Source organism: Kistimonas ophiarachnellae (genome assembly GCF_057552235.1).
The window spans coordinates 471,811-498,521 of sequence record NZ_BAAJPA010000001.1 but is presented as its reverse complement, the minus strand read 5'-3'; the positions used below and the strand labels follow the sequence as shown (position 1 = coordinate 498,521).

The following is a 26,711-nucleotide window of genomic DNA, read 5'->3' as shown; positions in this document are numbered from 1 at the left end:
AGCGGGAACATTCCTCATGGGAGATTTCACAAGTTACGCTATCCGAGGTGGTGCTGAAGGCGTAAAAAGAATGCGACTGATTGCCCCACTCATCGCTACAGATACCAACGCCTTGCTCGATCGTGTGGGTATTCACAGCGGCCTTGATTGCCTTGATATTGGCTGTGGCGGAGGCGATGTCTCGCTGGAGCTGGCCCGCCGGGTGGGACCTGACGGGCAGGTAACCGGCGCGGATATTGACGAAACCAAACTGACCATGGCACGGACGGAGGCCCATTTACAGGGTGTGGATAATGTGACATTCACGACACTGGATATCAGGACTCTGCGCGAGACATCCTGTTATGACATGGTCTATGCACGTTTTCTGTTAACCCATCTGCAGGATCCAGCCCAGGCTATCGCCAATCTCTACCAGAGCCTGAGACCGGGTGGCAGCATTATCCTTGAAGACATTGATTTCAAAGGCAATATCACCTACCCGGAATGTCCTGCTTTCGAGCGCTACCAGACCCTGTACTGCGCCTGCGTCAAACGCCGGGGAGGAGACCCCTTTATTGGCCCGAGATTACCCTCTCTTCTCAGGCAAAACCGCTTCACCAATATCAGAATGGCAGCAACGCAAACCCTGGGTATGGAGGGTGATATCAAGCTGATTGCAGCCATTACCATGGAAAATATCGCTGATACCGTGCTTAACGATGGGTTGGCGAGCGCACTGGAAATCAATGAAATCATCACAGAACTGTATGCGTTCGCAGATAATCCAGACACCATCGCCGGTATGCCACGCGTCATCCAGGCCTGGGGGTTCAGGCCCCTGGAAGAGTAACGCCTGTAACCGAATAATCAGCCGCTTACTACAGGCGATTTACTGTACAACGCTAAAACCAGCGACAGAAAATCGTCAAATCCCCGCTGAAAAGGGACTTTTCCTGCGTTGCCTGATACACGGGCCTACCCCTTTTTTTGGCAAAAGCGCTGCCCTGTAAATTCTGTGGTCAACAGCTCATCCAATGACCGGTTTTCCTCCATGGCACGGCACTGAAGGCGACGCCAGCGAATCGCATACTCATCGACAGATTCTCGCACCAGCAGTCGCAGCGAAACACTCAACACAATGACCACAACACCGGCCAGCGAGGGTATGGGTGACTCAATGGAAAATACCAGGGTAATCAACTCACACCCCATCAATCCACACCCCACCACGCTGGTCACAACCACCACATGGCTTAACAGGCTTTCCGCGAATACCAGGTTGGCAATTCGCTGATTACTAAGACGACCAAGAAACCAGCACCACACTGATCAACTCCCCCTGTATCCTGCTGCCAGAAAGCAGAAAAAGAGCCTACATTGCAGGACTAAAACCTTGCGCGCTCTAAATGTGTTTAACAGAAATGCTATTGACGGATACGCTGCACGACGTCAGCGATGATTATGCTTCTTCAAGGTGAGATCCCCCCATGATCACCTGTCCGGACATTCCGTCCGTCAGGCGCTGTATCGGCAGGTGCTTTTGCACACATATAACGATTTATCTCATTTTTCATGAATGGCAGATGGTACACGCTTTAAAACCCCCTTCAATAGATCACCCCCATGGCTTCTGAAGATGGGTAAATAACACGATAAAGCGCTGATCTTTGACCAGAGCCAGTATTTTTTGCTGAACAGATTCATCCGGACAATAACTTTTACGGCGTTTTCCCTGGAAGATCAGTATCACTTAGAGCAATCCATACGCCTAAAGAAGAAAAAAAGCATTCCACCCGACAAAAACAATAAGCCGGATGCCCTGAAAGGGCCGCCTTCCGTTTTCAGGCCAAACAACGTCATCGTTTTATCGTGCCTCGGCTATCCCATAGAAAAGGCTTGTCCACATACAACCTGCCTACGTATAAAAACAGGGCAACGGTCGTCGCTTTTTTGATCTGCGTTAAAACATGGCTTGCATCCTTTCGGCATATTAGTGGCCTTCTGCGACTATTGAACTCGCAACAAAAGGAAATACATGTTGTACTCATCGATTACCAAGGCACTTGGCCTGGGTGGTATGGTGCTGTTTATTGCCGCCTGCCAACCGGATAGCCAATCAATGACCACACCCGCAGCTTACAAGACGATTGATGCACCGCAGTTGTCCCAAAAGCTAAATTCACCGCAATACACCCTGATTGATGCCCGAAGCCCTGATGCCTTCAACGGCTGGACATTGCAGGATGAAAAACGGGGTGGACATATCCCCGGAGCAAAACTGCTCTCCGCTGACTGGATTAACCGCGACCTGCCGGAACTGGATACGGCGTATCAACGTACCGGCATCCAGCCTGATCAATCCATTGTCGTTTATGGCTATGACAATGACCAAAGTACGGTGGTTGCAAACTGGCTTGTCAATGAAGCTGGCCTCAGCACAGATCGTATCACGCTACTGAAAGGCGGTTATCAAGCGTGGGTGACCACCGAGGAAAACCCTGTTTCCTATTTGCCAGGTTATCGCTCACTGATTCCTTCCGGTTATCTCAACGCGCAGATAAAGAACAACCCTCGATTGAAAGTTGTTGAGATTGGTTGGGACGGCGGCAAAGGGAAAGACTATCGGAAAGGACATATTCCCGGTGCACTCTATTGGGATGACCTGGAATTCGAACACCCGCCCATCTACGAACTCAACAGCGTAGCGGATATCCGTGCCTCATTGCAGCGACTGGGTATCGATAAAGACACGCCAGTTGCCGTCTATAGCACAGAATCCATCGGTGCTGCCCGTGGTGCGTCGGTCATGAAATATGCGGGTGTCACTGATGTCGTGATGCTCAACGGTGGTAAAAATGCCTGGACAGCTGCCGGCCATCCCCTTGAACAAGGGTGGGTTGAGCCAACGCCGGTTGATCACTTTGGTATTGATGGTCCCGGTGATAGCAGTGTAGTGATTGATATTGATCAGGCTAAAACACTGCGAACCCGGCAGGATGGTGCGCTGGTCAGTATCCGCAGCTGGGAAGAGTATATCGGTGACATCAGCGGTTACGGATACTTCCAGAAAAAAGGCCGCATTACCGGTGCGCTCTGGGGGCATGCCGGCGACTCAGCCTGGGATATGAACGATTACCATAACCCGGACAACACCATGCGCAACTACCGTGAAATTGAAACCTTCTGGAACCAGTGGGGGATCCACCCCGACAGCATGGAACTGGCTTTCTATTGCGGTAATGGCTGGCGTGCGTCAGAAGTCTGGTGGTATGCACAGGCCATGGGTTACGAAAACAACCAGATATACAGCAGTGGCTGGATGCGCTGGAAAAATGATCCGGAAAACCCGGTATCAACAGGTGGCATCACCCGGGAAGACAGCCTTCAGGCCTGGCGTATTGCTTCGGGAAACCAGTCAACGGATGCATTGGCAGCCGAAAAAGTCGACGTTGTTACAACCCACTGATGCCATAAAATACCCTGCCCTCTTTCTGTACAGCGTTTGAAAGGGGGCATTTATGAAGCGCTGTCCGTTTGATCAAAATCCGGCAACCAGCCAAGAACAGTAATATTATCGCTGGACCCTGAAAGGTAAACCTGTTCTGCCAAATCCTTTGTAACCCTTCGCATGCTGCCGTGCTTTATGAAGTTCTCATAAATATAAGCAGCAATACGCTCGACACTATCCACTTCTGATACACCATCTGAGTAGATGATCACTAAGCACCTTTTATCCTTCAGGGTCAGCAAGCTGGTACGCCCCGCCTTAGCGCGCGCTGTCAACGCCCCACCATAACCGGGATCACCGAATGCACTGCTCATACTGAGCCTTGGTATCCCCCTGGAGCTTACAAGTCCCAGAACTTTTTCATGGCCGGGCGCAGTGTCTGCATCCAGCATTCCCCCATACAGGGCTACACGTCGGGCGGTAGCCTTATCTGCCATCAGCTCTTCGGCACTTAATTGCTTCACGCTAAACTTCTTTTTTTCTTTTTTTGTTTTTATTTCTGTTTCTGTTTCTGTTTCTGTTTCTGTTTCTGTTTCTGTTTCTTTTTTCAGGGTAATGAGCAGAATCGTGCTATCGCCTATATTACAGGCGTAAAGATGATCCCGGTGATGCAACAATATCGCAGCGGTTGTTCCGTCATGACCAGCATAACGATGATTCATCTTTACTGATGTCAAAACCAGGGCGTTATAAAACGCATCCAGCGACCAGCCAAAACGGCAACGTTCATTAAGCTCATCTTTAAGTGCATCACCAAATTGAGTAGAGAAATGCTCCGCCGCTTTAGCCCCTCCATGTCCATCACAAACCATCATTAAGGTGCAGGTTTCCTCAACATAGCCAGCCTGAAATGAAACACGCGTAGTATGGAATGTATCTTCCATACGGGGACGTCTCCCTTGAAGCGCCGCGACCCCTTTATCCGTCCCCGGTAATTTGAGACGTTCATTCTGTTCCGGCAGCTTTTCAAGCTGTTTTGCCAAAGCCTTTTCCTCTGCCGTTTTTTCTTTTAGGACAAATTCATCACGACGTTGTGTCAAATAAGATTGAACATTAGCAGACATCTTCGGACCCGTTGTTTTTTTCATTTTCCGCTCATGCAAATCAATCCTCCACTGCGGTGGCAATTGGCTTTTCTCCAATGAAAGATCTGCACTCAGGAAGCGACGCTTCGCCTTCTCCCCCTGCTTTTCAGCCTCCAGTGCCGTTGACACCATTTTTCTCCTGGCAATCTCAGGACAATAACATTCGGCATATTCAGCACGGAGAATCGTTTCACAGTGTGTCTTACGATAAGTGGCAGGCAGATCAATCAATGCAAGATCGAGTCTGCGAAAAAGCGCATAACGAATCAGTTTTGACAGGACGTTTTCATAACAAGCTTCCAATTCAAGGCGCTGGCCCACCCCATTGAGATATAGTTTCTCTTTTGACGCCATAAAAACCTGAAAAAGACGATTGCCTTTAACAACATCCTTATGCATATCCCTGATTAAACCCGCAAGTTTTTCAAACTCACTCAGTGTAAAGTATTGAGATTTAATTACGGCCATAAGCCGTTCTATTTCTAAACGGAGTTTCCTGGTCTCAGTCTGACTGTTTGTCTTAAAACATTCGTTAACCAGCAAAGATTGTAGTTCTCTCATTAATTGCTCAACGCATTTCCCAAACTCAGCCCCCATGACGTTTTTTTCTTCAGCACTGCCACGCCTCCACTTGAAAAAGAGGCTGAATAGATCATCAAAAACGCGTTTACACAGCTGGTCAAACTGACAAGTCACCTGCTTAACGGTGACCAAGGGCTGCATATGCACTGTTTCCAACGGTGGCTCTTGCAGTATGCTCTCCTGAATGCTTTCCTTTACAGCCCCCAGCGTTTGCGCCAATAGCTTTTCATGGCATAAATTCATAAACGTAACATCTTCATGTAGAGAAAAATATTCTTTTAACGAAAATTTAATCTTACCGCTTAAACCATGCTCCAATATTAAAAAGTCATCAGAACTCCAAACAGGTACATTTCCTTTTGACTTTTCAATTATTTTTTTAGCTGCAAAATCAATTACCTGCTTAAAATAATCACACCAAAAGAACACACTGACAAAATTAGCATATTTATAAAAAACCTCTATTTCATTAAAACCGCGACTATCCAATAATTCTGCACACTCCGTCAACTGCAAGTAAAATTTCGGTTTTATTATACTTATCGGTATTCTTTCTGATTCAGGTAAGAGCGCGTTCTGCAAAAGCGACTGAATGGACTTTACACAAACCTTTATCATACGGGCTGGTGCTGTCTGTATACTTCGCTCTTGTTTATAAAAAGCATCTTCTCTTTCAATGTTATCGTCATGCAGTCCGGGACAGAGACTTAATTGACTTCGCGAGGTCTTTTTATCCTTTCGACATACGCGCCAATGAAAAGCGCCTTCAAATGGCTCACGACACCGATTCGGTGTCCAGAGATTATCGTCTGAAGCCGCCCGCCTCAAATCCGCCTGACTTACTTTCATAAAACATCCTTACAACTCAATGACGCCTGGAATAGCATTAGTTATTCGCGTCTCGTTTCTGTATACGCTTCACTGATCATCAGCATCTAAATACAGGCTTTGCACTGGCTGAAGGTAACCGGAGACAAACCATCACCTGCAGCGCTGTTAGTCTGCTCTGTTTCACCTGAAGCGTTGATAGTTCAACCTGGCAAGAGCAGCAAAATGCGCTTATTGCGCTTTTCCTAATTTCCTGTCTTTGCCAGGTATATGTTCCAAGTAACACGTCACTTGCACAAAAGGTTGACGTTCCTCTTAACCAGGTAACCGGCTCTTTGAGATATCACAACTCCTTATCACCTCGAAAACAGAGACGTTCCCGGACAAAAAAGTTCCTGCCGAACAGTAGCGACATCAGTAAACCAAACACCCCTGTCAGCATTGCTGGGACAAGATAACCGGTTTACGATACTTATCCATAAATGGTAAACATAATAAGATTCAACACCCGGTTGTCGGCAGGAGCTCAGCAACCCATGGCTTATATAAAAGTAATGCTGTTTTACCTGATAGGGTTGACCTGCGGGATCATCACCCTGGCCATGGCCGTTGATCCAACCGTTGGATGGATGCCTCCTGCCCTGTCTGGCCTGATAACCTTTCTTTTTGTGTATCTTGCCGGTCCCGCAACCTCTGCCCCTGACTATGTAGATCTCCATGCAAGGCAGGTCGAGGAAGAAGAGACTCCGGCCTCCCTGCCCGCAACGGAAAAAACGCCACAGAACAACGCACTCAGCACGAATGATTCAGGCCGCCTGATCTATCAGATACCGCCTATCGAGAAAACAGCCAACGGCTATCTGCTCAATCCCGGCACCACCTTTCAGCTGACACTGGCCACAGACTCGGAAGATATCGCCCAGGCGGTGAGAGAACGCATTGATCACTATGAAAATGGCGAATGGCTGGAAAAAGCCCCACTTGCACCGGTGCTTGCCCGCTACCAGGTGCATTGCCATGAGATTGACGCCTATATCAAAAAACATAAAAAACAGTTTAAAGAAACCATCAACACTCTCATTGATAACTCACCGGACTGGGAAGGCGCAAAAAAAACAGATCAAATCTACATGATGAGTGAATTTACCGACAAAGCCATGGAATCGCTCCCCATCAGGCTCTCTTCCGACATTGCCCCATTATTACGTGATGTGCCTAATACCAACGGTCTTGATGAGATGATCATCACAAACCACGGTAAGGAGGCCCATGAAATCTACATGTCCTATGGCTCACATATCGAAAAAGTCATGGAGGTGAGCGACAGTGAAAAGCTGGTGATTCAGCACATGAAAAAGCTGATTAACGCCAACCTTTGCCTGCAGGGTCCTGATATTCCACAAGACAAGCTGCTGCAACAACTTAGCATGACCGATCTGTCCGAACTGATCTCAGACTGCAACATCCATGAAAAAGCCAAGAACAAGACCGACGCCATTTCCTTGCTGGAAGGCGCAAAAGGTGTCAGGGAAAAACTGGTCAATATGTTGCCTGTTAACGAACTCTATTACCTGCCCCCCCCAAAAGACATGGAGAAAAAAGTCCGCGATTTACAGGTCGCCTGGCAATACTATGAAGCGTTTGCGAAGCTCATAAAAGGCACCTATAGCGTGGCCCGAACCAATACGTTCCGACTCATCACCGCGCCCGAAGGTGAAAAACTTCGATGGGAAGTCAAAAGCTGCGATGACTGCTCTGACTGTGAATCCCTGCATCTGATCTATGCACACAGCCCACCACAACCACCGTTGCATGTCGGCTGCCAATGTCTGATTTTCTGGCACAATGCCGCCGAAGGCTAAGATTCAGAATTGCAAACACGTCAATCCAGTTCAATCTCCACCAGGGATCCTGCTGTTGTATGTGACCTTACCTGAGAGACTGCTTGCGCTTGCCCGGTAACAGATGAATCTGCCCTCTCGGCAGTACTCATCATCGGCTGAAACCACGAATCAGGGACAGGAATAAATACGGGAAAATAGCACAGTTGCACGTCTGGTTGAGGTACTTCCACTTTTCGTTTTTTATGACGGCTGATCACTCCCCGAGGGATACCGGTATCCCGTTCCACTGCTGCCAGGGTTTTCCCGTCTTTCAAAAGCTCCACGGCTTTATCTTTTTCATCCTGCTTGTAACGCTTTCTTTTACGGCGACCTTCTGCCACTTCACTTTGCTGAAGGCGTACCTGAGGAACGGCTAGCACAAAACCGAACCTCACTATCTGGTCATATTTCCTCATGTAATCATAGCGCTGATTAAAGGCTGCGATATTGGTCGTTATCGGTGATAGTCCCTCTGAAGATACTTTTTTACTCTGTGACTGGAGGTGTTCACCCAAGGTCCGGTCTCCATTGAGCTTTTCTTTTAACTTCTCTTTAGGAAGCTGCTCAATTTCACCTTGATAGAGTCTCAAAAGCTCAACAGGAAGAGACTTACTTGGAACAGACTTTAATACCAGTTTGTCCTGAACTTTGGATTTTGGCCTAATAGATATATTTCTTAAAACAGCAAAGAATTTCGTAGTTTTTTTCCTGAAAAACTCCATAGCATCAAGTGACATTACATCACAACTTTCATAATCATACTGAGATCTTATTTTGGGATATAAAACATCAATATTCTTTCTAGACGCAAAGCACGACCTCACGGAATCGACAATATCCTCCCTAAGCCTTTTTGCTACCTTGTCTGATTCACCTAATGTCTCATTAATATAACAAAGGATATTATTCTTACGAATAAAAACAATAACAGCAATGGTATGCACTGTTTCAAGACAATGAAAGAAAAACTGGCATTTCTTAAATTTATTACTGTAATCAAGAAATGAAGGCAATGTGGCTTTTGTACACCATCCCCAGGGAAAAGATTCTTGCTTACCAGAGACCTGTGCCTTCGGAGACTTTGCAACGCCAGCAAAATTTTCAAACACTGTTGTGCTCAATATTTCCGGCAAAAGCAACTCACCGTCATCAATGTCTACTGTTGCTTTCACATCTGAAATAACAAGCGGTTTACCTTGATAAACCAGTGTCTGAACATTTGCAGCTATTTTTTCATCACGCAGCGTAGAATATAACTTCCATGACATATCCCCTTTTACAAAGACAGCACAGCCGCCGGGTCTCAACCACACTTCATCAATCCTGATAGACTGCACCCGCTTTTCTTTTGGGCTTATAAATGTCATCTGGCTTTTTACCTTCTTAGCATTTTTTTTCTGGTTTATCTCATCAAATCGTTTTTTTGAAAAAAAAACAGCGACTATTTTATGAGCAACGACATCTCCTGTTGAAGGCATCACAGTAAAGTACTGTTCATGTATATTTTTACTACTACAGTCGTCTCCAGGACCGAACGTGAAAACTTCAGCATCTGCAGACTTCGGTTTTTTCAATTCTACCAAAAACTCGCAGGTTTCAGTGATGTCTTTTTCACTGACATCCACAGCAGATTTTTTCCCTTTTTTCTCTTTTTCAGCCTTGCGTTTTATCCCGAAGATATTATCCAGCATATCCTGTTGATCTTTATAGGCTACCAACTGAACATCCGCGGGAGATTTCGGTTCAAAATACTGAACCCTATGAGATTTGATGTTTTTTTTATCGGCATAAAGCGCTTTTACACTTTCTGGCACAGAGCTTTTTCTTTCATCGGGAGGAAGTGTAACAACACTCACCTTTTTCATATCATGAACCGGATACCCATCTTTTAAAGTAACCTTGTCCCCTAAATCAATAACATCTTGCACCATGGCAACCGATTGTTCTTGAAATTGTTGCCTATGCTGTAATCCGCTTACCCCGGGCATTGCGACGCCATTTTCCACTTGCAACCTCGTAAAGAAAAGAAGTTTAAACCCCCATCTTTGTCACATTTGCATTAAAAAAGTTCCCTGTTTAACACACTTAAGCCTTAAGATTTACCAAGTTAACTTAACCAGATTTTTTATAACAATATGAAATAATCAGGATCCAATTATCACAATGCCTCAAAATCCCCTTACAAAAAAGCAATCCTAATAAAACAGCGGAGGACTACACCAATAACGTCTTAACCGGTTCACTCACCCTACCGCCTCCATTGCTATGGTTGATAGGGATACGGACAATTCAGGGAGGACAGAGCAAAAGATGCACAGACCTTATATAGTTACCCTGGATTCACAAGCATTCTCAGAGCAGAGCGTTCCTCCTGAGGCCCGCCTTCAAGAAAGCGTGAAATATAACCATGCCACCGAGTCAATCATAACGACCAGTACAACGATGCTTGGTCATATGCTGTCGCGCTGCCAGCCACGCTTTTTTATCAACCGTTCTTTCTACACAGCAGTGGCTGACGCTTATGGAGAGCATGCGGTTAAAGAAGCCTTCAACGCGTATTATCACAATGCCTACTCGCACCAGCAAACCGTGATCACTCACCAGGATGCTGAACACCTCCTTCAGGCCGCACGCGCTATCGACCAGGGCATTTGGTCTAATCCACAGTAATCGCGGCAGGATATTTCCGTCGCAAACCGCTACCTCCCAACAACCTCCGGCTGTGCTTTACTTAGTTACGATAACACTATTCAGTAAGATTTCCTGACAGGGACGATAGCGCATGGAATTCAAGCAGATGCTCAAGATTCTGGCGAGCAAGGATGGTTCGGATTTGTATCTGTCCACCTATGCGCCTCCCTGTGCAAAATTCCAGGGTACGTTAAAGCCCCTGGCCAGGGAGCCGTTTCAAGCCGGTGACATTGAAGCCATCGCCAACAGCATTATGGATGAAGAACAGCGCCAGGAATTTGAGCGTGAGCTGGAAATGAACCTGGCCATTTCGATTCCCAACTGTGGCCGATTCCGGATCAATATCTTCAAGCAACGTAACGAAATTTCGATTGTTGCCCGAAATATCAAAACGGATATTCCCAGGTTTGACGATCTCAATCTGCCGGAAGTCCTGAAAGATGTCATCATGACCAAACGGGGACTGATCTTGTTTGTCGGTGGTACCGGCTCGGGTAAGTCGACATCCCTTGCCGCCCTTATTGACTACCGGAACAGCAACTCTGGTGGCCATATCATCACCATTGAAGATCCTGTCGAGTTCGTACACAAACACAAGAAAAGCATTATTAACCAGCGTGAAGTGGGTGTGGATACCCGTAGTTTCCATGCAGCTCTGAAGAACACACTGCGTCAGGCACCAGACGTCATCCTTATCGGTGAAATCCGTGATCAGGAAACCATGGAATACGCCATGGCCTTTGCAGAAACCGGGCACCTGGCGATATCCACCCTGCATGCCAACAACGCCAGTCAGGCGCTGGACCGGATCATTAACTTCTTCCCGGAAGAGCGACGCAAGCAACTGCTGGGGGATCTGGGTAATAACCTCCGGGCCTTCATTTCTCAGCGCCTGATTCCTACGGTGGATAAAAAACGCTGTGCCGCGATTGAAATCCTGCTCGGTACCCACACGATTCGTGAGAGTATTCAGAAAGGTGACCTGGCCTCGATCAAGGATGTCATGCTCAAATCCGAAGAGTTAGGCATGCAAACCTTTGACAGTGCCCTGTTCAAACTCGCAGTTGACGGGAAAATCACAGAAGAAGAGGCATTAAAAAATGCGGATTTTCCTAACAACCTTCGTCTGAAACTCAAACTACATCACGAAAATGATAACAGCTCAGGTAACGGCAGTCTTGATCTCAGTGTTGAACCCATTAAAACAGAAGCAGAGAAGAAGGAAGAAGCAGAGCTCGCTGAGCTTGAAGCATTAAAAAAACAAAAACTGAAAAAAAACGCCGATAAAAAGGTAGATAAAAGAAGTTAGTCCAAATAATCATGTGGCTATCTACCTTACAAGCATCTTTAGCAAGCCCTCTCGACACCCCCCAACCCCAAAGACACTATTCATTGAAAAATACGCAACTAAATTGCCAACTGCTTATGTTAGCAAAGATAGCGATCGTGACTGAACAACCCTCTTGTTATTCAGTCAAATTCTGCATTAACGAATAAATATGCAATTCGCTGCAACAACACAGGAATCAACCCATGGCATTTCCCATTCGGCAACAGCCGGGCTATAGAACGTTTGGAGGCCCGTCAAATACTGAAAATCAGGGTGTAAGAATACTAACTGATGAAACGGAATGTCTGGACATATGTTTATCCTGCTTAACATACTTACCATTCATAGGAAAATGTCTGTCCAACCGCCATGTGAGATTACAGCCTGGTTCCGACACCCAAGAGTATCAAGAACTTGAAGAGCAAATACAGGTCGACGATGAAGACCAAAGCCAATGGAGTCCTGAAGAACAAGCACAAAAAGAGTATGGTGAACTAACAAAAAAAGTAGCCAGAACGACAGATACCACAATAATCTCAGCGCGCGAGGATTTCAAAGCTGATATGCAGGAGGCTAAAGAATTATCCCCCCCCTCTTACCAACTATTACATGAATGTTTGATGAAACATATAGACAGCACACTACACGATCGTTTTGAAAGTAACAGCAACATATTTAAACTACAGCTACTCAGTGCTTTCGGGATAGAAACCCAAGAACAATTACCTCGTACAGGTGAGCACACAAGAGAAATCCTTGAAGTTTTAAAAGCTGAATTTAAAGCCATTGCATCTGGATGGGAGCCGCTAGAAGTTAGAATCCATAAACAACAAGACAGCTCACCTATTATAAAACCAGAAAAAATTGACCTGCTCAATGATTTCTTCCAACAAACAATACAAAAAATGATTCAGGAGAACAAAGATACTCACAATTTAAGTGATGAGGAAGGCTTCGAGAAAATCCCCAAATCATGTATTGCTCATTTGAAAAGGAATACAGGATCAAACACCTACTATATTGATGACAACAGAGACAACGGCAAACCGGCTTTGGTCGACAAAAAAGATAAAAACGAGTTTAAGGACGATCTAAAGGTATTCATTGAAAGATTACAAAATCTAGCGAATGAGAACACTCAACTTATAAAAGCCATTTGCCAATATATTACAGAGGACTTATCCTTTACGCTCATACAAACAATAAACTATGTATTAGTCGAAATATTCGGCGAATCTACCCAATTAAGCATACACTCACCAAACAACAACATTCATTTCAGTCGCATTCCAACTTCATTATCAGCAGATGAATTTACGATTAATATGACAGTGACCCTTTCACCTCAAAAAAATTCTATTTGCACTGATGCTTTTTCCTCAACACTTGACAATATCAATACCTACCGTAGCCAATGGAATAACACGATAATTTCAGCGCGTGTATCTCTGTATTTTCATTCCAGTGCCCCTGACACTGTAATATTTGCACCATTAAAACTGACTATTGATATACCCTAAAGCATCACAAGCCAAGCCTCCGGACTGGAGGCCTGGCAACATGTCACGCGCTTATTCTGTATTGATGTACTGACTTTATGAGTTCATCACCGGCTGAGGCTCAGCAGCCTTAGGCGCACCACGCAGTTTCATCTGAATCTCGGTACCAACAAAACCGGCCAGGGTACCACCGATCATCGCGACCACCAGCGCACCGATCACGTTCATCGGGTCGTTGAAGGCAAACGGTGCCAGCAGGCCGGGAATCGGCGCCGCAGTACCGGGCGCGTTGTTGATGATGCCGAAGTACACGGCGCCAAGGCCTGACAGCGCACCACCAAAGAAGTTGCAGGAGTAGAACTTCAGGGCGTTCGCGGTGACAATCGGCGCCTGGGTCAGTGGTTCCAGCATGATAGCCGCCACGTTACCGTTATTCCCCAGGTTCAGACGCTTGAGCACAATACCGTTGGTGAAGCTGCCGCCCACACAGGCAATGGCGGCAATACCCATCGGCAGGCCGGTCAGGCCGAGGATGGCGGTCAGCGCCATGGAACTCAGCGGTGAGGTGCAGACGATCTTGATGATGCCGCCCAGCACGATACCCATCACGTAAGGTGACTGCTTGGTGGCTTCACTGATGGCGAGACCCACAACCCCCAATGTCTCATTCACCACCGGTGCAGACCACAGGGCTATCAGGTAAGCGATTGGCGCCGTAATCAGCGCACCGGCAATCACGTTAACACCTTCGGGCAGCTTGTCTTCCAGGGTCTTGGCGACGAAGAAGCAGGCATAACCGGCAATGAAGCCCGGCAGAATACCCTGACCCGCCACGGCAACACCCGCCACGGCGCCCATCACGGGGCTGGCGCCCATACCGATGACAACGAGCATGGCAGCAGCCGGACCACCCATGGAGCCGGCGGCAAGTCCGGTTTCCTTCAGGAAGGCAATGCCCATGAAGTCACCGGTGATATAGGAGTGAACAGCCTCGACAAGAAAACTGGCGACCGCGGCGTTAGCCAATCCCCCCATGGCGGCGCGGCCTTTCGGCATGTAGGCACTGAACAGTGAAAACAGAGACAACGTGATGAGCAGTAACGTGACACCCTTTAAGAGTTCCATACTCAGACCCTTTTTTGTTGATAAAAGTCGGTTCGTACGTTACGTCGCAAAACCTGTTATCCACTGTTCCTGCAATTTCCCCCGGATGACAGGGGATATTTTCCCGTTTTGCGACGGCTTACAAATTCGTCAAACGCCTTTCACTCCATCTGGGCCGACAATCGGTCCTGCCCATTTTGTCCCTTACCAGCCAATTACACGTCTATTGTCGTTTTATTAATAAAGATTCAGCTGTTCAGGTTTTGCTGCTTTCAGTCATACGTATGGCGTCGTGCCAGACTCAGGCCTGCTGCCTCTTCAGCAGTCCGGGCGATAGCAGACGACATCCTGTCGTCTGCTTGTAAGCAATAACTATCAGCTCCAGTCCAGCACTACTTTGCCGGACTTGCCGCTGGCCATCACTTCGAAAGCTTCCGCGTAGTTATCCACGTGGTAGCGGTGAGTAATGATCGGTTCCATGTTCAGACCGCTCTGGATCATGCTGGTCATCTTGTACCAGGTCTCGAACATTTCACGGCCATAGATGCCCTTGATGAACAGACCCTTGAAGATCACGTTGTTCCAGTCGATCACGGTGTCCTTGCCGGGAATACCCAGCAGGGCAACCTTGCCGCCGTTTTCCATGTTGGCCAGCATCTGGTTGAAGGCGATACCGTTGCCGGACATTTCCAGACCAACGTCGAAACCTTCTTTCATGCCGAGTTCTTTCATGACGTCGGTCAGGGATTCGCTGGCAACGTCAACCACGCGGTTGGCCGCGCCCATTTCACGGGCCAGCGCCAGACGGTAGTCGTTCACATCGGTGATCACGACATGGCGGGCGCCCGCGTGACGGGCAATGGAAGCGGCCATGATGCCGATGGGACCGGCGCCGGTGATCAGTACGTCCTCACCCACCATGTCGAAAGACAGTGCGGTGTGAACGGCGTTACCCAGCGGATCGAAGATCGCGGCCAGGTCATCGGAGATATCATCAGGCAGCGGGTAAACGTTGGCCGCAGGAATCGCCAGGTATTCCGCGAAAGCGCCCATACGGTTAACGCCCACACCGACAGTGTTCGGGCAGAGGTGGTGACGGCCGGCACGGCAGTTACGGCAGTGACCGCAGACGATGTGACCTTCACCGGAGACACGGTCACCGATCTTCAGGCCTTTGACTTCCTTGCCGATTTCAACAATCTCACCGGCGTATTCGTGACCGACAGTCATACCCACGGGAATGGTCTTCTGCGCCCAATCGTCCCAGTTGTAGATATGGATATCGGTACCGCAGATAGCGGTCTTCTTGATCTTGATCAGGACGTCATTGTGACCGATTTCAGGAATCGGCTGATCGTCCATCCAGATGCCTTTCTCAGCCTTCAGTTTGGCCAGCGTTTTCATGTGTGTACCTTACAACTATTACCTTGTGGGTATTCTGGCGACCATTGTGCAGTATCCGTGGAAATACAGTCTTGACCGCACCCCCTTGACCCGGACTGCACTTTTGGTGTCAGTCCCCGGACGCCGGCTTTTTGGGCAGGCGCCGGTCATTTTTTCGATCAGATTACGCCCAGTTCGCGGCCGATCTTGGCGAACGCCGCGATCGCGCGATCAATGTGCTCACGGTCGTGGGCAGCAGACATCTGGGTACGGATACGCGCCTGGCCCTGGGGCACAACCGGGAAGGAGAAACCAACCACGTAGATGCCTTCTTCCAGCATGCGATCCGCGAACTTCTTGGCCAACGGTGCTTCAAAGAGCATGACCGGGATGATCGCGTGATCCTTGCCCGCCAGGGTGAAGCCCAGCTTTTCCATTTCCGCACGGAAGTAGGCGCTGTTGTCACGCAGTTTCTGGCGCAGGTCAGCACCGGCTTCCAGCATGTCCAGCACCTTGACGGAGGCATTGGCGATCGCCGGGCACAGGGTGTTGGAGAACAGGTAAGGACGTGAACGGTTGCGCAGCATCTCGATCACTTCCCTGCGCGCGGAGGTGTAACCGCCGGACGCGCCGCCCAGGGCCTTGCCCAGGGTGCCGGTGATGATGTCGACACGGCCCATGACGTCGCAGTACTCGTGGCTGCCGCGACCGTTTTCACCGATGAAGCCAACGGCGTGAGAATCGTCGACCATCACCATGGCGTTGTACTTGTCCGCCAGGTCGCACACGCCTTTCAGGTTGGCGATGATGCCATCCATGGAGAACACGCCGTCGGTCACGATCAGCTTGTAGCGGGCGCCGGCAGCCTCGGCTTCCTTCAAACGTTCTTCCAGTTCCGCCATGTCATTGTTGGCGTAACGGAAACGCTTGGCCTTGCACAGACGTACGCCGTCGATGATGCTGGCGTGGTTCAGGGCGTCACTGATGATGGCGTCTTCTTCGCTCAGCAGGGTTTCGAACAGGCCGCCGTTGGCGTCGAAGCAGGAGGAGTACAGGATGGTGTCTTCCATGCCCAGGAAGTCGGAGATCCGCTTTTCCAGGGTCTTGTGGATTGCCTGGGTACCGCAGATGAAGCGCACGGACGCCATGCCGTAGCCCCACTTGTCCAGGCCTTCCTGGCCGGCCTTGATCAGTTCAGGCGCGTTAGCCAGGCCCAGGTAGTTGTTGGCGCAGAAGTTCAGCACTTCAGCACCGGAACTCACGGTGATGTCGGCCTGCTGCTGGGACGTGATCACACGTTCGTCCTTGTACAGACCCTGTTCTTTCATGTCGTTGAGCTGGCCTTGCAGGTGCTCGTAGAAAAATGCCTTGTTCATTCGCGTTTCAGCTTACTTCTTCGTAGGTAACACATTGACCTGCCGGAAACCGGCAGGCCGGATCAATTTCTATTTAACGACAGCTGCCGTATTACCGGTCGCGTCCTGATCGTTAAGCGTTTTCATGGCGGCCTGGTCCTTCGCGGTCAGCTTGTCGACGATCATGGAGATCGCGCCGTCGCCGGCCACGTTGGACGCGGTGCTGAAGGCATCGTTGGTGATACCGAGGGTATACATGATGCCGGACATTTCCGGGGTGAAGCCCATGAAGCTTTTCAGGACAGGGACAGTGGCCGCGGGCGCGCCGCCGGGAACACCGGGGGCTGCAATCAGGATGATGCCGAGGAAGATGACCAGCGGCAGCATCATGGCCAGGGTCGGCACTGTACCATGGAACAGGAAAAATACCGCCATGGAACCGAACGTCTGGGTCACGGCAGAACCGGTCAGGTGAATGGTGGAGCACAGCGGAATGGTGAAGCCGCGGACATCCTCGGACACACCGTTAGCTTCCGCACACTTCAGCGTCACCGGAATGGTCGCGGTAGACGACTGTGTACCCAGCGCGGTGAAATACGACGGCAGCATGTTCTTGATGCAGGTGATCGGGTTACGGCCGGTCAGGCTGCCCGCGGTGAAGTACAGCACCAGCAGGTAAGCGACCTGCAGCATGATGATCACGCCAATGATGCTGGCGAAGTTGACCAGGTTCTGCAGGATATTTCCCTGGGCGGACATCTTCGCGAAGATGATGCCGATGTGGTAAGGCAGCAACGGCACAATGAAACCACCGAGAATCTTGATAACAATCTGCTTACCGTCGTCAAGGAACTTCGGCAGGGTTTCACTCTTGATGAACGCCGCCGCCAGACCAATGGAAAATGCCAGCGCAATGGCGGTGATAATGCCCATGATCGGCTCAAAGCTGAAGCTGGCCGGCAGGAATGAGCCGACATTGATCGCATTGGCTTCAGCGGCAGAACCGGGCGTTACGATAGAAGGAATAATACTGGCGCCCAGCAGGTAGGCGATCAGGGAAACGCCGAAGGCGGAACCGTAGGCCAGCGCCACGGTAATCAATAACGCCTTGGAGGCTTTCATGCCCAGGTCAGCAATAGAGGGTGCGACCAGGCCGACAATTAAAAGGGGTACAAAGAAACCGACATAGCGGTTGAATATATCACTGAACGTGGCACCGACCCGCAGGCCATAGGTTAATACTGTGCCAAGACTGCTGCCGTCGGTAGCGGTGACGACCTGTCCGAAAAGAATACCGATGATGATTGCAATGATGACCTTCAGGAGTAAGGGCATCTTTTTCTTACCGTCTGTCATAACGACTTTCCCCTGGATGTTTCGTTGGTACTAGCGCATCGAAGTGGAACGGGTAATCCGGTTAGTCGTCAGGGAGGGACAGTGGCGATGGTCGGGAGAAAACACATTCTTCAATCCTTGTCTGGTCGAGGGTCGCGTTGTTGTTATGGATGGAGCCGAAAAAAAATCCCCCGGCGCCGAAACACCGGGGGATATTTCTTAGAAGACGGTCTGGTCTTCGATCTCAGTGGTCAGCGCGACCAGCGCTTTTTCCACCAAGCCTCTTCTCAGAACCTTCTCTTCAGCCGCATCAGCCTTGGGGTTACCCAGCGGATGAGGAATGGCGATAGCAGGAACGATACGGTTAGCACCTACAGTCTGGGAGATCGGCACAACAGTGGCGATGTGGACGACAGGCATAACTTTTTCGATTTCTTTGACGAGCGTTGCACCGCAACGCGTGCAGGTTCCTCAGGTGGAGGTCAGAATGGCGGCGGAAACCCCCGCATTCTTCAGGTGCATCGCGATTTCAGCGCCGAAGGCTTTGGAGTTGGATACGGAAGTACCGTTACCAACCGTGGTGTAGAACAGATCGTGCAGTTTGCCGATCTTGCCTTCCTTCTCCATGTCGCGCAGAACGTCGACAGGCAGAACGCGGTTCGGATCCTGGTTACAGGCAACCGGGTCGTAACCACCGTGGGCAGTTTCGTGGGTCGCGCTGCACAGGCATTCCAGACCGGCGATGCTGTATTCGCCGTACTTGGACGCACTGGAGGATTCGATGTGGTCAGGGTTGCACTTGGGCACAACACCACCGGAAGTCACCAGGGCGATGGTTGCAGTGCTCAGGTCCTTGATGGCAGGCTGAGGTGCAACACGGTCGAATACGGGCATTTCGTATTCGGTCTTGAAGGGCTGGCCTTCGATCTTGGCAATCAGCATGTCAACCGCACGCTTGGCGCCACGCTCTTCAGCGAAGAAGTTAACGCGCAGGCCGCGAGGCATGTAGCCTTCTTCTTCCGGAGAACCCAGCTTGCCTTCCTTCTCGATGTAAGCAGTGATCAGCTTGGTCATCGCAGGGATGGCATCACGCATGCCGGCAGCGCTGTTGGTGGTCTGAACCATGTAGGAGAAGTTCCGGTACAGTTCGTAGCCGGGGTTCTCGTTGTACATACCGGTGATAGCCGGGATGCCCAGACCGTTAGCCACTTCACCGACCTTGCCGCAAGCCATGCCGTAACGGCCAGCGTTGAACGCAGGACCGGCAACGATCATGTCAGGCTTGATGTCTTCGAGAATTTCACGGATGCCCATGCAGGCAACGCCTTCGTTCTCGTTGAAGTAGGAATCGCCGCAGATGATGGTCTTGACGATTTCTGCTTTGCCAGCCAGGGCTGCATTCAGTGCAGTACCGGGGCCGACGGGGCCGTCGACCAGTTCCATGGGCAGGTTGGCTGCTTCTTCGCCGCCCTTCTGACCGAAGAACTGGTTGATGTAATGAACAATCTTGATAGTCATGATCTGTTCTCTTCCTGTAAGTCTTAACCAGCCATGGCAGTCAGGTTGCTGTAACCCAACTCGTTGGTAGCACCGGTGATCACCTGGATCTCGGCAGTGATGGAGCCGTCAGCGTGCAGGCTGCCGTCCCAACCACCGGCGATCATGTCGGCGTAGGTGTCGTGGCCGATCAGACGATCCATGGCGGGCAGGTGAATAACCTGGTTGGCGTTACCGTTGGTGACCACAGCGTCGCCCTTAGGCGTAGAGTCAGCCAGAGACTGGCTCTCACCGTTCTGGCCGGCGTATTCGTCGGTCAGCAGGACGGTCTTGATACCGGCTTCTTCCAGCTTGCGGCAGTTCATGACCAGGTCAGCGTCGGGGTTACCGAAACCTTCCTCGCTCACGATGACCGCGTCCAGACCCATCTGTACAGCCAGCTTGGCGACGTAGTTGGAGGAGCGCTCCTTGTCAGCCAGGGTCACGTTTTCGTTGGTGACGATCGCGCCCATGAAGTTGTACTTGGTGCCGTGGTGCTCATACAGCTCGTGGATGACCGGGCTGTTCTGGTGCACGATGCTGGGGTTCTTGTCACAGGCGGATACGCAGTTACCGCTCATGATCGCACCGTCCATCACTTCTGTGGGGTACAGCAGTGTGGGCAGGATGGTCTTCACGTCAACACCGTACAGGTAGGTGTCGTGCAGCAGGCCCTGGCTCTGCAGCATGTAGATGTAGCCGACCTTGGGCAGGTTCGGGTACTGGGCAGCCTGCTCCAGCAGTGGTTTGGTTTCGTAGGTGCGGGTTTCGTCCGCAACTGCAGCCTTCGCCAGCTGGCCAACACGGTTAGCGGTTTCGATGCCGACCTTACGCAGGATGGCTTCGTGGTCGTACTGGTTGCAGCTGTCGTCTACTTCACAGGTGATCACCAGGTTCATGGTCTTGGAGAACGGAGTGTACTCCGCGCCAGGACCGCTCATGTCGATGATACCTTCCTGGAAGCCAACAACCTTACCGGTAGTGACGATGGCCATGCCTTTCAGCACGTGGGTACGGCCTTCGCCGACCATGGACTCTTCGCCCGGGTTACGGCCGGGGAACATGGAGCCCTTGCCTTCTACCTTGACGCGAGGTTCGATAACGTCTTTCACCGGCATGATGCGGGTCTTTTCGCCTGGCAGGGCGATGTCCAGCTTCACTTCAGTGATACGGTGGTCGAGTTCACGGATGAAACCAGTCAGTTCTTCCTGGTTGATCTGCACCCGTCCGGAGGAAAGAGCGGTGTTCTCACCGAACGCCAACTCCTTCACATGGATATTGCCAATCTCTAGTTTCATTACACTCTCCTGAATAGCCTGTTGATCGGGCGCCGGTGGCGCCTGATCGATCAAGCGATAAACCCGGATTCCTTCAACACCTGGCGTGCCTGCTCCATGTCCTCTTTCGCCACCATGACGACAGGACCGGTGCAACCCATACCGGTGCGTGCAAAGATCTGTTTGGCCCACAGGGCGTCGCGTGCGGTTTCGATATCGAGGATATCGATGCCGTTGATATCACCGTCGGTGACCTTCTCGGGCGGCGCAGTGACAGCTTCGGTCTTCTCGACCGCAGCCTTCGGTTTCAGGCCCTGGAGTATGTCGTCCAGACCGGCCTCTTTGGCGGCCTTCAGTTCACGACGGTAGACGTCCAGCAGGTCACCCTGGGCACTGTCAGCCATCAGGCGCATGGCGCCCGCGATGACCGGTGCGCCGGAGGCGCGGGAGATGATGCCCACCAGGCGGCTGGCCTCTTCACCCAGGCCCGGACCGTAGCCGTAACCCAGAGCTTCGTAGCTGCCACCGGTGTTGAAGGAAGAGAACACCTTCATCATCAGGTTGCCGGTCAGGCTGTCAGCGACCATCACGTCAGGCTCGCCCTGCAGCAGGTCGTTGCCGCGCATCAGGACACCACCGTCCGCACGGGCGGATTCGGTGAAGTTCATGCGGTAGCCGTTCTCGATCAGCTGACGCAGTGCACGTTCCACCTGTGCCGCACCTTCCACATTCAGGATGCCCACGGTGGGTTCCTGGATGCCGGTGGCCTTGGCCAGCGCGACACCGGCGATAGCGTTCTTCACCATGGCGATATTGCGGATGGTGTCACTGGTACCCGTAGTGGTGGCCAGGATCATCTCGCGGCCAACCGCCGGGGTGATGACCTTGCCCACGGTGCTGACACCCAGCGGGAAGCTGTAGTGCAGGGTGACGCAGGCGTCGATCTTGCCTTCGTCCAGCAGCGCTTCCATTACCTGGTGGCATTCGTGCAGGTCGGAGGCCGGGTGCAGCTCGAAAGGTGCTTCGGCCACATCACCGATCAGGACCGGCTCGATATCCGCGTAGGAACGGGCTGCCAGTGTGGCCGCGCGCACCAGTTCCTCGGAACCGTGCTCGCTGCCGACCAGGGTCAGACCGATACGCTTTTTGCGTCCGAAGCTGCCGCTGACCAGGCCGTCGGCCATGTCACTGAAAGCACTGGCCAGGGCTTCATTAAGATTTGCCATGACCGTCTCCTTATTGCTCACCGGCTTTTTCCAGCAGACGTTCAGCGACGTCTTTCATGGCTTCAGCCACCAGTTTGCGGGCTTCGCTGCCGTCAAAGCTGCTGCCAGCAGAGACGCCAGTGTTCTTCTCGATCAGGGTAGAGATACCGTCGAACTGGTTAGTCATGCGGCCCAGGAACAGACTGCCCTTGCCCACTACCATGAAACTTTTGATTTCACCGTTCATGATCGCGTCGCGACCGTGGCCCAGGTAAGGCACACCAGATGGGATGTGACCCTGGGTCAGCGCGTAGCCGGGGATACCGTGCTTGCCAACAAAGTTCATCAGTTCGCTGCGATCCAGCTGACCTTCTTTAACAGCCAGGGCGGCGATCATCTTGTAGTTGGCTTCCGGTACGTTACCCGCGCCGGCAGGCTTGGTGATCTCGGCGTTCTGCATCTCGGTGGAGAACTTGTCCACGTCAGTGATGGTGCGGCCAGCACGCTTGAGCGGTGCCGAGATCAGGCTGGTCATAACGGCCTGCGGTGCAGAACCGGTACCGATGGTGTGGCGACCCACGATGTCGGTGTTCAGGATTGGGCTGACACCGTCGTTTTCGCTGATGATGGTGGCGAAACCGGCCAGTGCGTCTTCCAGAACCGGCAGACCTTTCTTGACGTGGTCACGGCCGTTCATGGCCAGCTTGGCAACCGCACCGCCAGCAATCACCATGACGTTCTTGAATACGCCGCCTTTCACCAGCGCTGCCGCGTGGATCAGGGCATGTGCAGGCGCCGCACAGAAACCGCGCAGGTCGCTGCCGGTTGCGCCAGTGCAGCCCACCAGTTCACCGATGGCCTTGGCGAAGTTGCCGCCGCCACGCTGGTTGATGTCACCGCAGGCTTCTTCGGAACATTCGATGATGTAATCCACCTGGGACAGGTCCATGCCCTGCTTCTTCAGGTGCAGCGCCGCCAGGACACCGGAAGCTTTCACGCTCAGGTTTTCCAGGATGATGTGGGCGCTCAGGTTTTCGTCATCGTCGTGGGCACGCTTAACGCAGCCGACCAACTCACCATCAATGGTCAGCGGTTCAGCAATGTGCTCTTCCACCAGGGCGTGCATGTCGGTAGCAGACATCGCACACTTGTCGTCCAGCACGATGTGGCTGAGCAGCGGATGGGTACTCAAGCGCTGGTTAGCGCGCTCAATGAATTCGGGGGTCAGTTTGACCAGGTCAAACACGTCAGAGTGTTTGATCAGGGCGAAGAATTCGTCCTGCGGCATGATTTCGCCGAAACGGCCCTGGCGCTCAGCACCGTCGATCTGGTTTTCATACCAGGGTGCAGTGATGCCTTCGAGGGCTTCAGGCGTGATGTTTCCGATAAAGCACTGGTTTGCCGGATAGGCGACAACGTCTTCGAAAGGACGCTGGTGCTTTTTCAATGAAGAAAGGTATTCCTGGTCATTCGACTTACGGGCAAATACCTGGGTAGACCCGAAAGGAATAAAATCCGGGGTGTGAGCAAGAACGTAACTTGCGCCTTTAATAACGGGGTAGTCCACGGCACGAACTCCATCTGGTCAGCCGCAAAGGAAACAAACCAATGTTCCCGTTGGATCTATGTCTGATTACCGCGGCAATTCGAGGAGCTGTACTGCAGCTTATGTATATCGCCGAAATAATCGCCGGATACTGGTCTGGCAAATCACTGCCCACCGGCAGTCCTGCCATCACACATCTACCCCATCCGTTACACTGAACCGATGCCCCTGGGGACACCTGGTTCGAACACCGTCGTCTGCCTGGATCAACACAGGCTGGTCCCGGACAGACGACAGACGCACAAACCTTACGGTTCAGTGCAACATCCGGGTGAATGGTTAGCCGAGAAACTTACAGAATTTCTCGCGGTACTCCCTGACCTCACCGGTGATTTCATCAACCGGCATAACCATTTCCATCATTCCAACCTGCTCTTCGTAAACATCAGGATCCACTTCATCCTTGATCTCTGCGTCTACGATATGGTGTACACGAAGTCCCAACGGGACTCCGGCCAACGGACCTGCAAAAGTCGGGTCGCCGCTAGTTACGGTTTCAGCTGCCAGGCCGGAAGCTTCGGCCTCTGCGCCGCCGAGAACAACAACGATGTTCTCAGGGCCGTACTTTTCGGACAATTCCTTGACCCGCTTTTGATTTTCAAGATCCATTGCGCCTGCGCTAGTTCAGACGAAACACTCGGTGGTGCTGAATACAACCTCGGCACCTGCGGTCTTGACACATTCTTCAATGGCAGGACCTGGGACGCCGTCGCGATCACCGAGTATTACGACTTTCTTGTCTTTCAGCATGGCTTTCTGACCTGAAAAATCGCAATAAAGCGAACTCGAAAAATCAACCTCCCCGAAAGGAGATCACCTTACAAAATGCTGTCATCGAACGAATCGAATCCAGCGTCGGAATAACAGTCTTTCAATCATTCATTAATAACGGCAACGATGATGTAAATTCTGTTATGCCTGTTTTAAAAATTTCAGTAATGAAACTTTTAAAATGCTTTCAGTGATTAAACGTATTCTTTAATCACGTCTTCAATCTGCTGGGCGTCCAGTTCTTCACCGGACAGGTGCTGCTGCTTTTCACCGTCTTTGTAGAAGACCATGGAAGGCAGACCCATAACACCCTGACCCATGGCAACACGACGGTTGCCGGCAATGTTCAGCTTGGTGAACTTGATCTTGTCACCGTACTTTTCGGACAGGGCAACCACATCGGGCATCAGCTCCATGCAGCGACCGCAGCTTTCACCCCAGAAGTCGACCATGACGATGCCCTGGTGCTGCTTCACTTCCTGTTCGAAATTGTCTTTGCCTACTTCGATCATCTCACTCACCTCAAACGAGCTTTTCAAGCTGGTCCGCTGCGGGGGCTTCGAGACGGCTCGCCGGCTCACCCTGACTGAAGCGGATCACTGTGGGAATCTGGCTGACTTCGTAGCGGTCAGCGATGTTGCGGCTCTTGTAGGTGTCCATAGTCACCAGACGCAGGCCCTTGTCCGCCGCCAGCGCTTCCAGGTGAGGCATCAGCTCCAGGCTCTTCGGATCAACCGGGCTCCAGAACGCCACCAGAACATCCTTCTCGGCATCCAGCACGGATTCGCTCCAGTGCTCTTCTTCCTGGACATAACGGTCTGCTGCGACTGCCGCTACAGCACCGTCACCGGCCGCGGTAACCACCTGACGCAGGAACTTGTCGCAAACGTCGCCAGCTGCGAAGACACCCGGCATGGAGGTTTCCTGCTTGTCGTCAACGACAATGTAACCGCCCTTGCTCAGTTCGATGGTGTCTTTCAGGAAGTCAGTCATCGGTACGGTGCCGACGAACATGAAGACGCCGTCGCAGGCTTCGTCGGTGATTTCACCGGTCTTCAGGTTCTTGATCTTGACGCCGTTAACCAGTTCGTCGCCGCAGATTTCATCAACGCAGGAGTTCCAGATAAAGGAGATCTTGTCGTTGGCGTAAGCCTGATCCTGGGCGGTACGATCCGCATCCAGCACGCCTTCGTCGTGCAGTACGACCATGCGGACACTGTTAACGAACTTGGTGAGGAAAACGGATTCTTCTACCGCGGTGTTGCCACTGCCGACGACGATAATATCCAGATCTTCATAGAAGTCTGCATCGCAGGTGGCACAGTAGGAAACGCCCTTGGCGGTGAATTCTCTTTCGCCCTTGATACCCAGGACGCGCGGGTTGGCGCCGGTGCCGATGATGACACTCTTGGCCATCAGGGTCTGACCGTCGCGGGTGGTGACGCGCTTGTGGAAGCCGTCACTGTCGAGCGCAAGACCAGTCACTTGTGCACGCTGGAACTCAACACCGAACTTGTCACAGTGGGCCCGGAACATGTTCATCAGGCCAGGACCGGTGGATTCAACAATACCGGGATAGTTTTCCAGCTCTGAGGTTTTGGCGCACTGGCCACCGGTGTTGCTGCTGGCTTCGAGAACCAGGGTCTTCATTTTACCGCGTGCACAATACACACCGGCAGACAAGCCGCCAGCGCCGCCACCAATAATGATGACGTCATAAACTTCTGACATTGTTGCGCTCCGATCCGTTA

General features: G+C 51.3%; 20 protein-coding genes. 6 read left to right on the top strand and 14 right to left on the bottom strand.

What is annotated here, in order from left to right:
* The first annotated feature begins 16 nt into the window (after positions 1-16).
* On the top strand, positions 17-832 hold the full coding sequence (locus tag AC27K1_RS02085; RefSeq protein WP_487147932.1) for a class I SAM-dependent methyltransferase: 816 nt from the start codon (positions 17-19) through the stop codon (positions 830-832).
* Between the two features lie 125 nt (positions 833-957).
* Here AC27K1_RS02085 and AC27K1_RS02080 read toward each other — a convergent pair whose 3' ends face one another.
* The gene (locus AC27K1_RS02080; RefSeq protein WP_487147930.1) at positions 958-1,308 is read right to left on the bottom strand and encodes a hypothetical protein; all 351 of its coding nucleotides are present in this window, start codon (positions 1,306-1,308) and stop codon (positions 958-960) included.
* Positions 1,309-2,017: 709 nt separating this feature from the next.
* On the opposite strand from AC27K1_RS02080, the gene AC27K1_RS02075 reads away from it, so the two are divergent.
* Entirely contained in the window at positions 2,018-3,448 is a 1,431-nt protein-coding gene (locus tag AC27K1_RS02075) for a rhodanese-like domain-containing protein (protein WP_487147929.1), read from the top strand.
* A gap of 50 nt (positions 3,449-3,498) precedes the next feature.
* Here the strand turns inward: AC27K1_RS02075 and AC27K1_RS02070 are convergent, their stop codons facing one another.
* The gene (locus tag AC27K1_RS02070) at positions 3,499-6,006 is read right to left on the bottom strand and encodes a PP2C family serine/threonine-protein phosphatase (protein ID WP_487147928.1); all 2,508 of its coding nucleotides are present in this window, start codon (positions 6,004-6,006) and stop codon (positions 3,499-3,501) included.
* A gap of 515 nt (positions 6,007-6,521) precedes the next feature.
* Here AC27K1_RS02070 and AC27K1_RS02065 point away from each other — a divergent pair.
* On the top strand, positions 6,522-7,847 hold the full coding sequence (locus tag AC27K1_RS02065; RefSeq protein WP_487147927.1) for a hypothetical protein: 1,326 nt from the start codon (positions 6,522-6,524) through the stop codon (positions 7,845-7,847).
* 20 nt (positions 7,848-7,867) lie between these two features.
* Here the strand turns inward: AC27K1_RS02065 and AC27K1_RS02060 are convergent, their stop codons facing one another.
* Positions 7,868-9,874, bottom strand: coding sequence for a hypothetical protein (locus AC27K1_RS02060; RefSeq protein ID WP_487147925.1), 2,007 nt, complete (start codon positions 9,872-9,874; stop codon positions 7,868-7,870).
* 304 nt (positions 9,875-10,178) lie between these two features.
* Between AC27K1_RS02060 and AC27K1_RS02055 the strand changes: the two genes are divergently transcribed.
* From AC27K1_RS02055 to AC27K1_RS02045, 3 genes are all read left to right on the top strand, one after another.
* Positions 10,179-10,538, top strand: a complete 360-nt coding sequence (locus tag AC27K1_RS02055; protein WP_487147923.1) for a hypothetical protein — start codon at positions 10,179-10,181, stop codon at positions 10,536-10,538.
* A gap of 112 nt (positions 10,539-10,650) precedes the next feature.
* Complete coding sequence (locus AC27K1_RS02050) at positions 10,651-11,868, top strand: PilT/PilU family type 4a pilus ATPase (protein WP_487147922.1); 1,218 nt, start codon at positions 10,651-10,653, stop codon at positions 11,866-11,868.
* A gap of 224 nt (positions 11,869-12,092) precedes the next feature.
* A complete protein-coding gene (locus AC27K1_RS02045; RefSeq protein WP_487147920.1) occupies positions 12,093-13,409 on the top strand; it encodes a hypothetical protein in 1,317 nt (438 codons plus the stop codon).
* Positions 13,410-13,484: 75 nt separating this feature from the next.
* On the opposite strand, the gene AC27K1_RS02040 is transcribed toward AC27K1_RS02045, so the two are convergent.
* From AC27K1_RS02040 to AC27K1_RS01990, 11 genes are all read right to left on the bottom strand, one after another.
* Complete coding sequence (locus AC27K1_RS02040; protein WP_487147918.1) at positions 13,485-14,513, bottom strand: PTS sugar transporter subunit IIC; 1,029 nt, start codon at positions 14,511-14,513, stop codon at positions 13,485-13,487.
* 354 nt (positions 14,514-14,867) lie between these two features.
* Positions 14,868-15,896, bottom strand: a complete 1,029-nt coding sequence (gene tdh / locus AC27K1_RS02035; RefSeq protein WP_487147917.1) for an L-threonine 3-dehydrogenase — start codon at positions 15,894-15,896, stop codon at positions 14,868-14,870.
* A gap of 158 nt (positions 15,897-16,054) precedes the next feature.
* A complete protein-coding gene (locus tag AC27K1_RS02030; RefSeq protein WP_487147915.1) occupies positions 16,055-17,251 on the bottom strand; it encodes a glycine C-acetyltransferase in 1,197 nt (398 codons plus the stop codon).
* 69 nt (positions 17,252-17,320) lie between these two features.
* Positions 17,321-18,586 (bottom strand): cation:dicarboxylate symporter family transporter, encoded by a 1,266-nt coding sequence (locus AC27K1_RS02025; RefSeq protein ID WP_487147914.1) that lies wholly within the window; start codon positions 18,584-18,586, stop codon positions 17,321-17,323.
* Between the two features lie 198 nt (positions 18,587-18,784).
* On the bottom strand, positions 18,785-20,083 hold the full coding sequence (grdB, locus tag AC27K1_RS02020; protein ID WP_487147912.1) for a glycine reductase complex selenoprotein B: 1,299 nt from the start codon (positions 20,081-20,083) through the stop codon (positions 18,785-18,787).
* A gap of 23 nt (positions 20,084-20,106) precedes the next feature.
* A complete protein-coding gene (locus AC27K1_RS02015; RefSeq protein ID WP_487147911.1) occupies positions 20,107-21,399 on the bottom strand; it encodes a glycine/sarcosine/betaine reductase component B subunit in 1,293 nt (430 codons plus the stop codon).
* 50 nt (positions 21,400-21,449) lie between these two features.
* Entirely contained in the window at positions 21,450-22,604 is a 1,155-nt protein-coding gene (gene grdD / locus AC27K1_RS02010) for a glycine/sarcosine/betaine reductase complex component C subunit alpha (RefSeq protein WP_487147909.1), read from the bottom strand.
* Positions 22,605-22,614: 10 nt separating this feature from the next.
* Positions 22,615-24,150, bottom strand: coding sequence for a glycine/sarcosine/betaine reductase complex component C subunit beta (grdC, locus tag AC27K1_RS02005; RefSeq protein ID WP_487147907.1), 1,536 nt, complete (start codon positions 24,148-24,150; stop codon positions 22,615-22,617).
* Between the two features lie 318 nt (positions 24,151-24,468).
* Positions 24,469-24,939: a glycine/sarcosine/betaine reductase complex selenoprotein A gene (grdA, locus tag AC27K1_RS02000; RefSeq protein ID WP_345195250.1), complete on the bottom strand. Its 471-nt coding sequence runs from the start codon at positions 24,937-24,939 to the stop codon at positions 24,469-24,471.
* Positions 24,940-25,154: 215 nt separating this feature from the next.
* On the bottom strand, positions 25,155-25,472 hold the full coding sequence (gene trxA / locus AC27K1_RS01995; protein WP_395177131.1) for a thioredoxin TrxA: 318 nt from the start codon (positions 25,470-25,472) through the stop codon (positions 25,155-25,157).
* A 10-nt stretch (positions 25,473-25,482) separates the two neighbouring features.
* Positions 25,483-26,691 carry an FAD-dependent oxidoreductase gene (locus AC27K1_RS01990; RefSeq protein WP_487147906.1) on the bottom strand — a complete coding sequence of 403 codons (1,209 nt, stop codon included), beginning with the start codon at positions 26,689-26,691 and terminating at the stop codon, positions 25,483-25,485.
* Positions 26,692-26,711 lie beyond the last annotated feature (20 nt).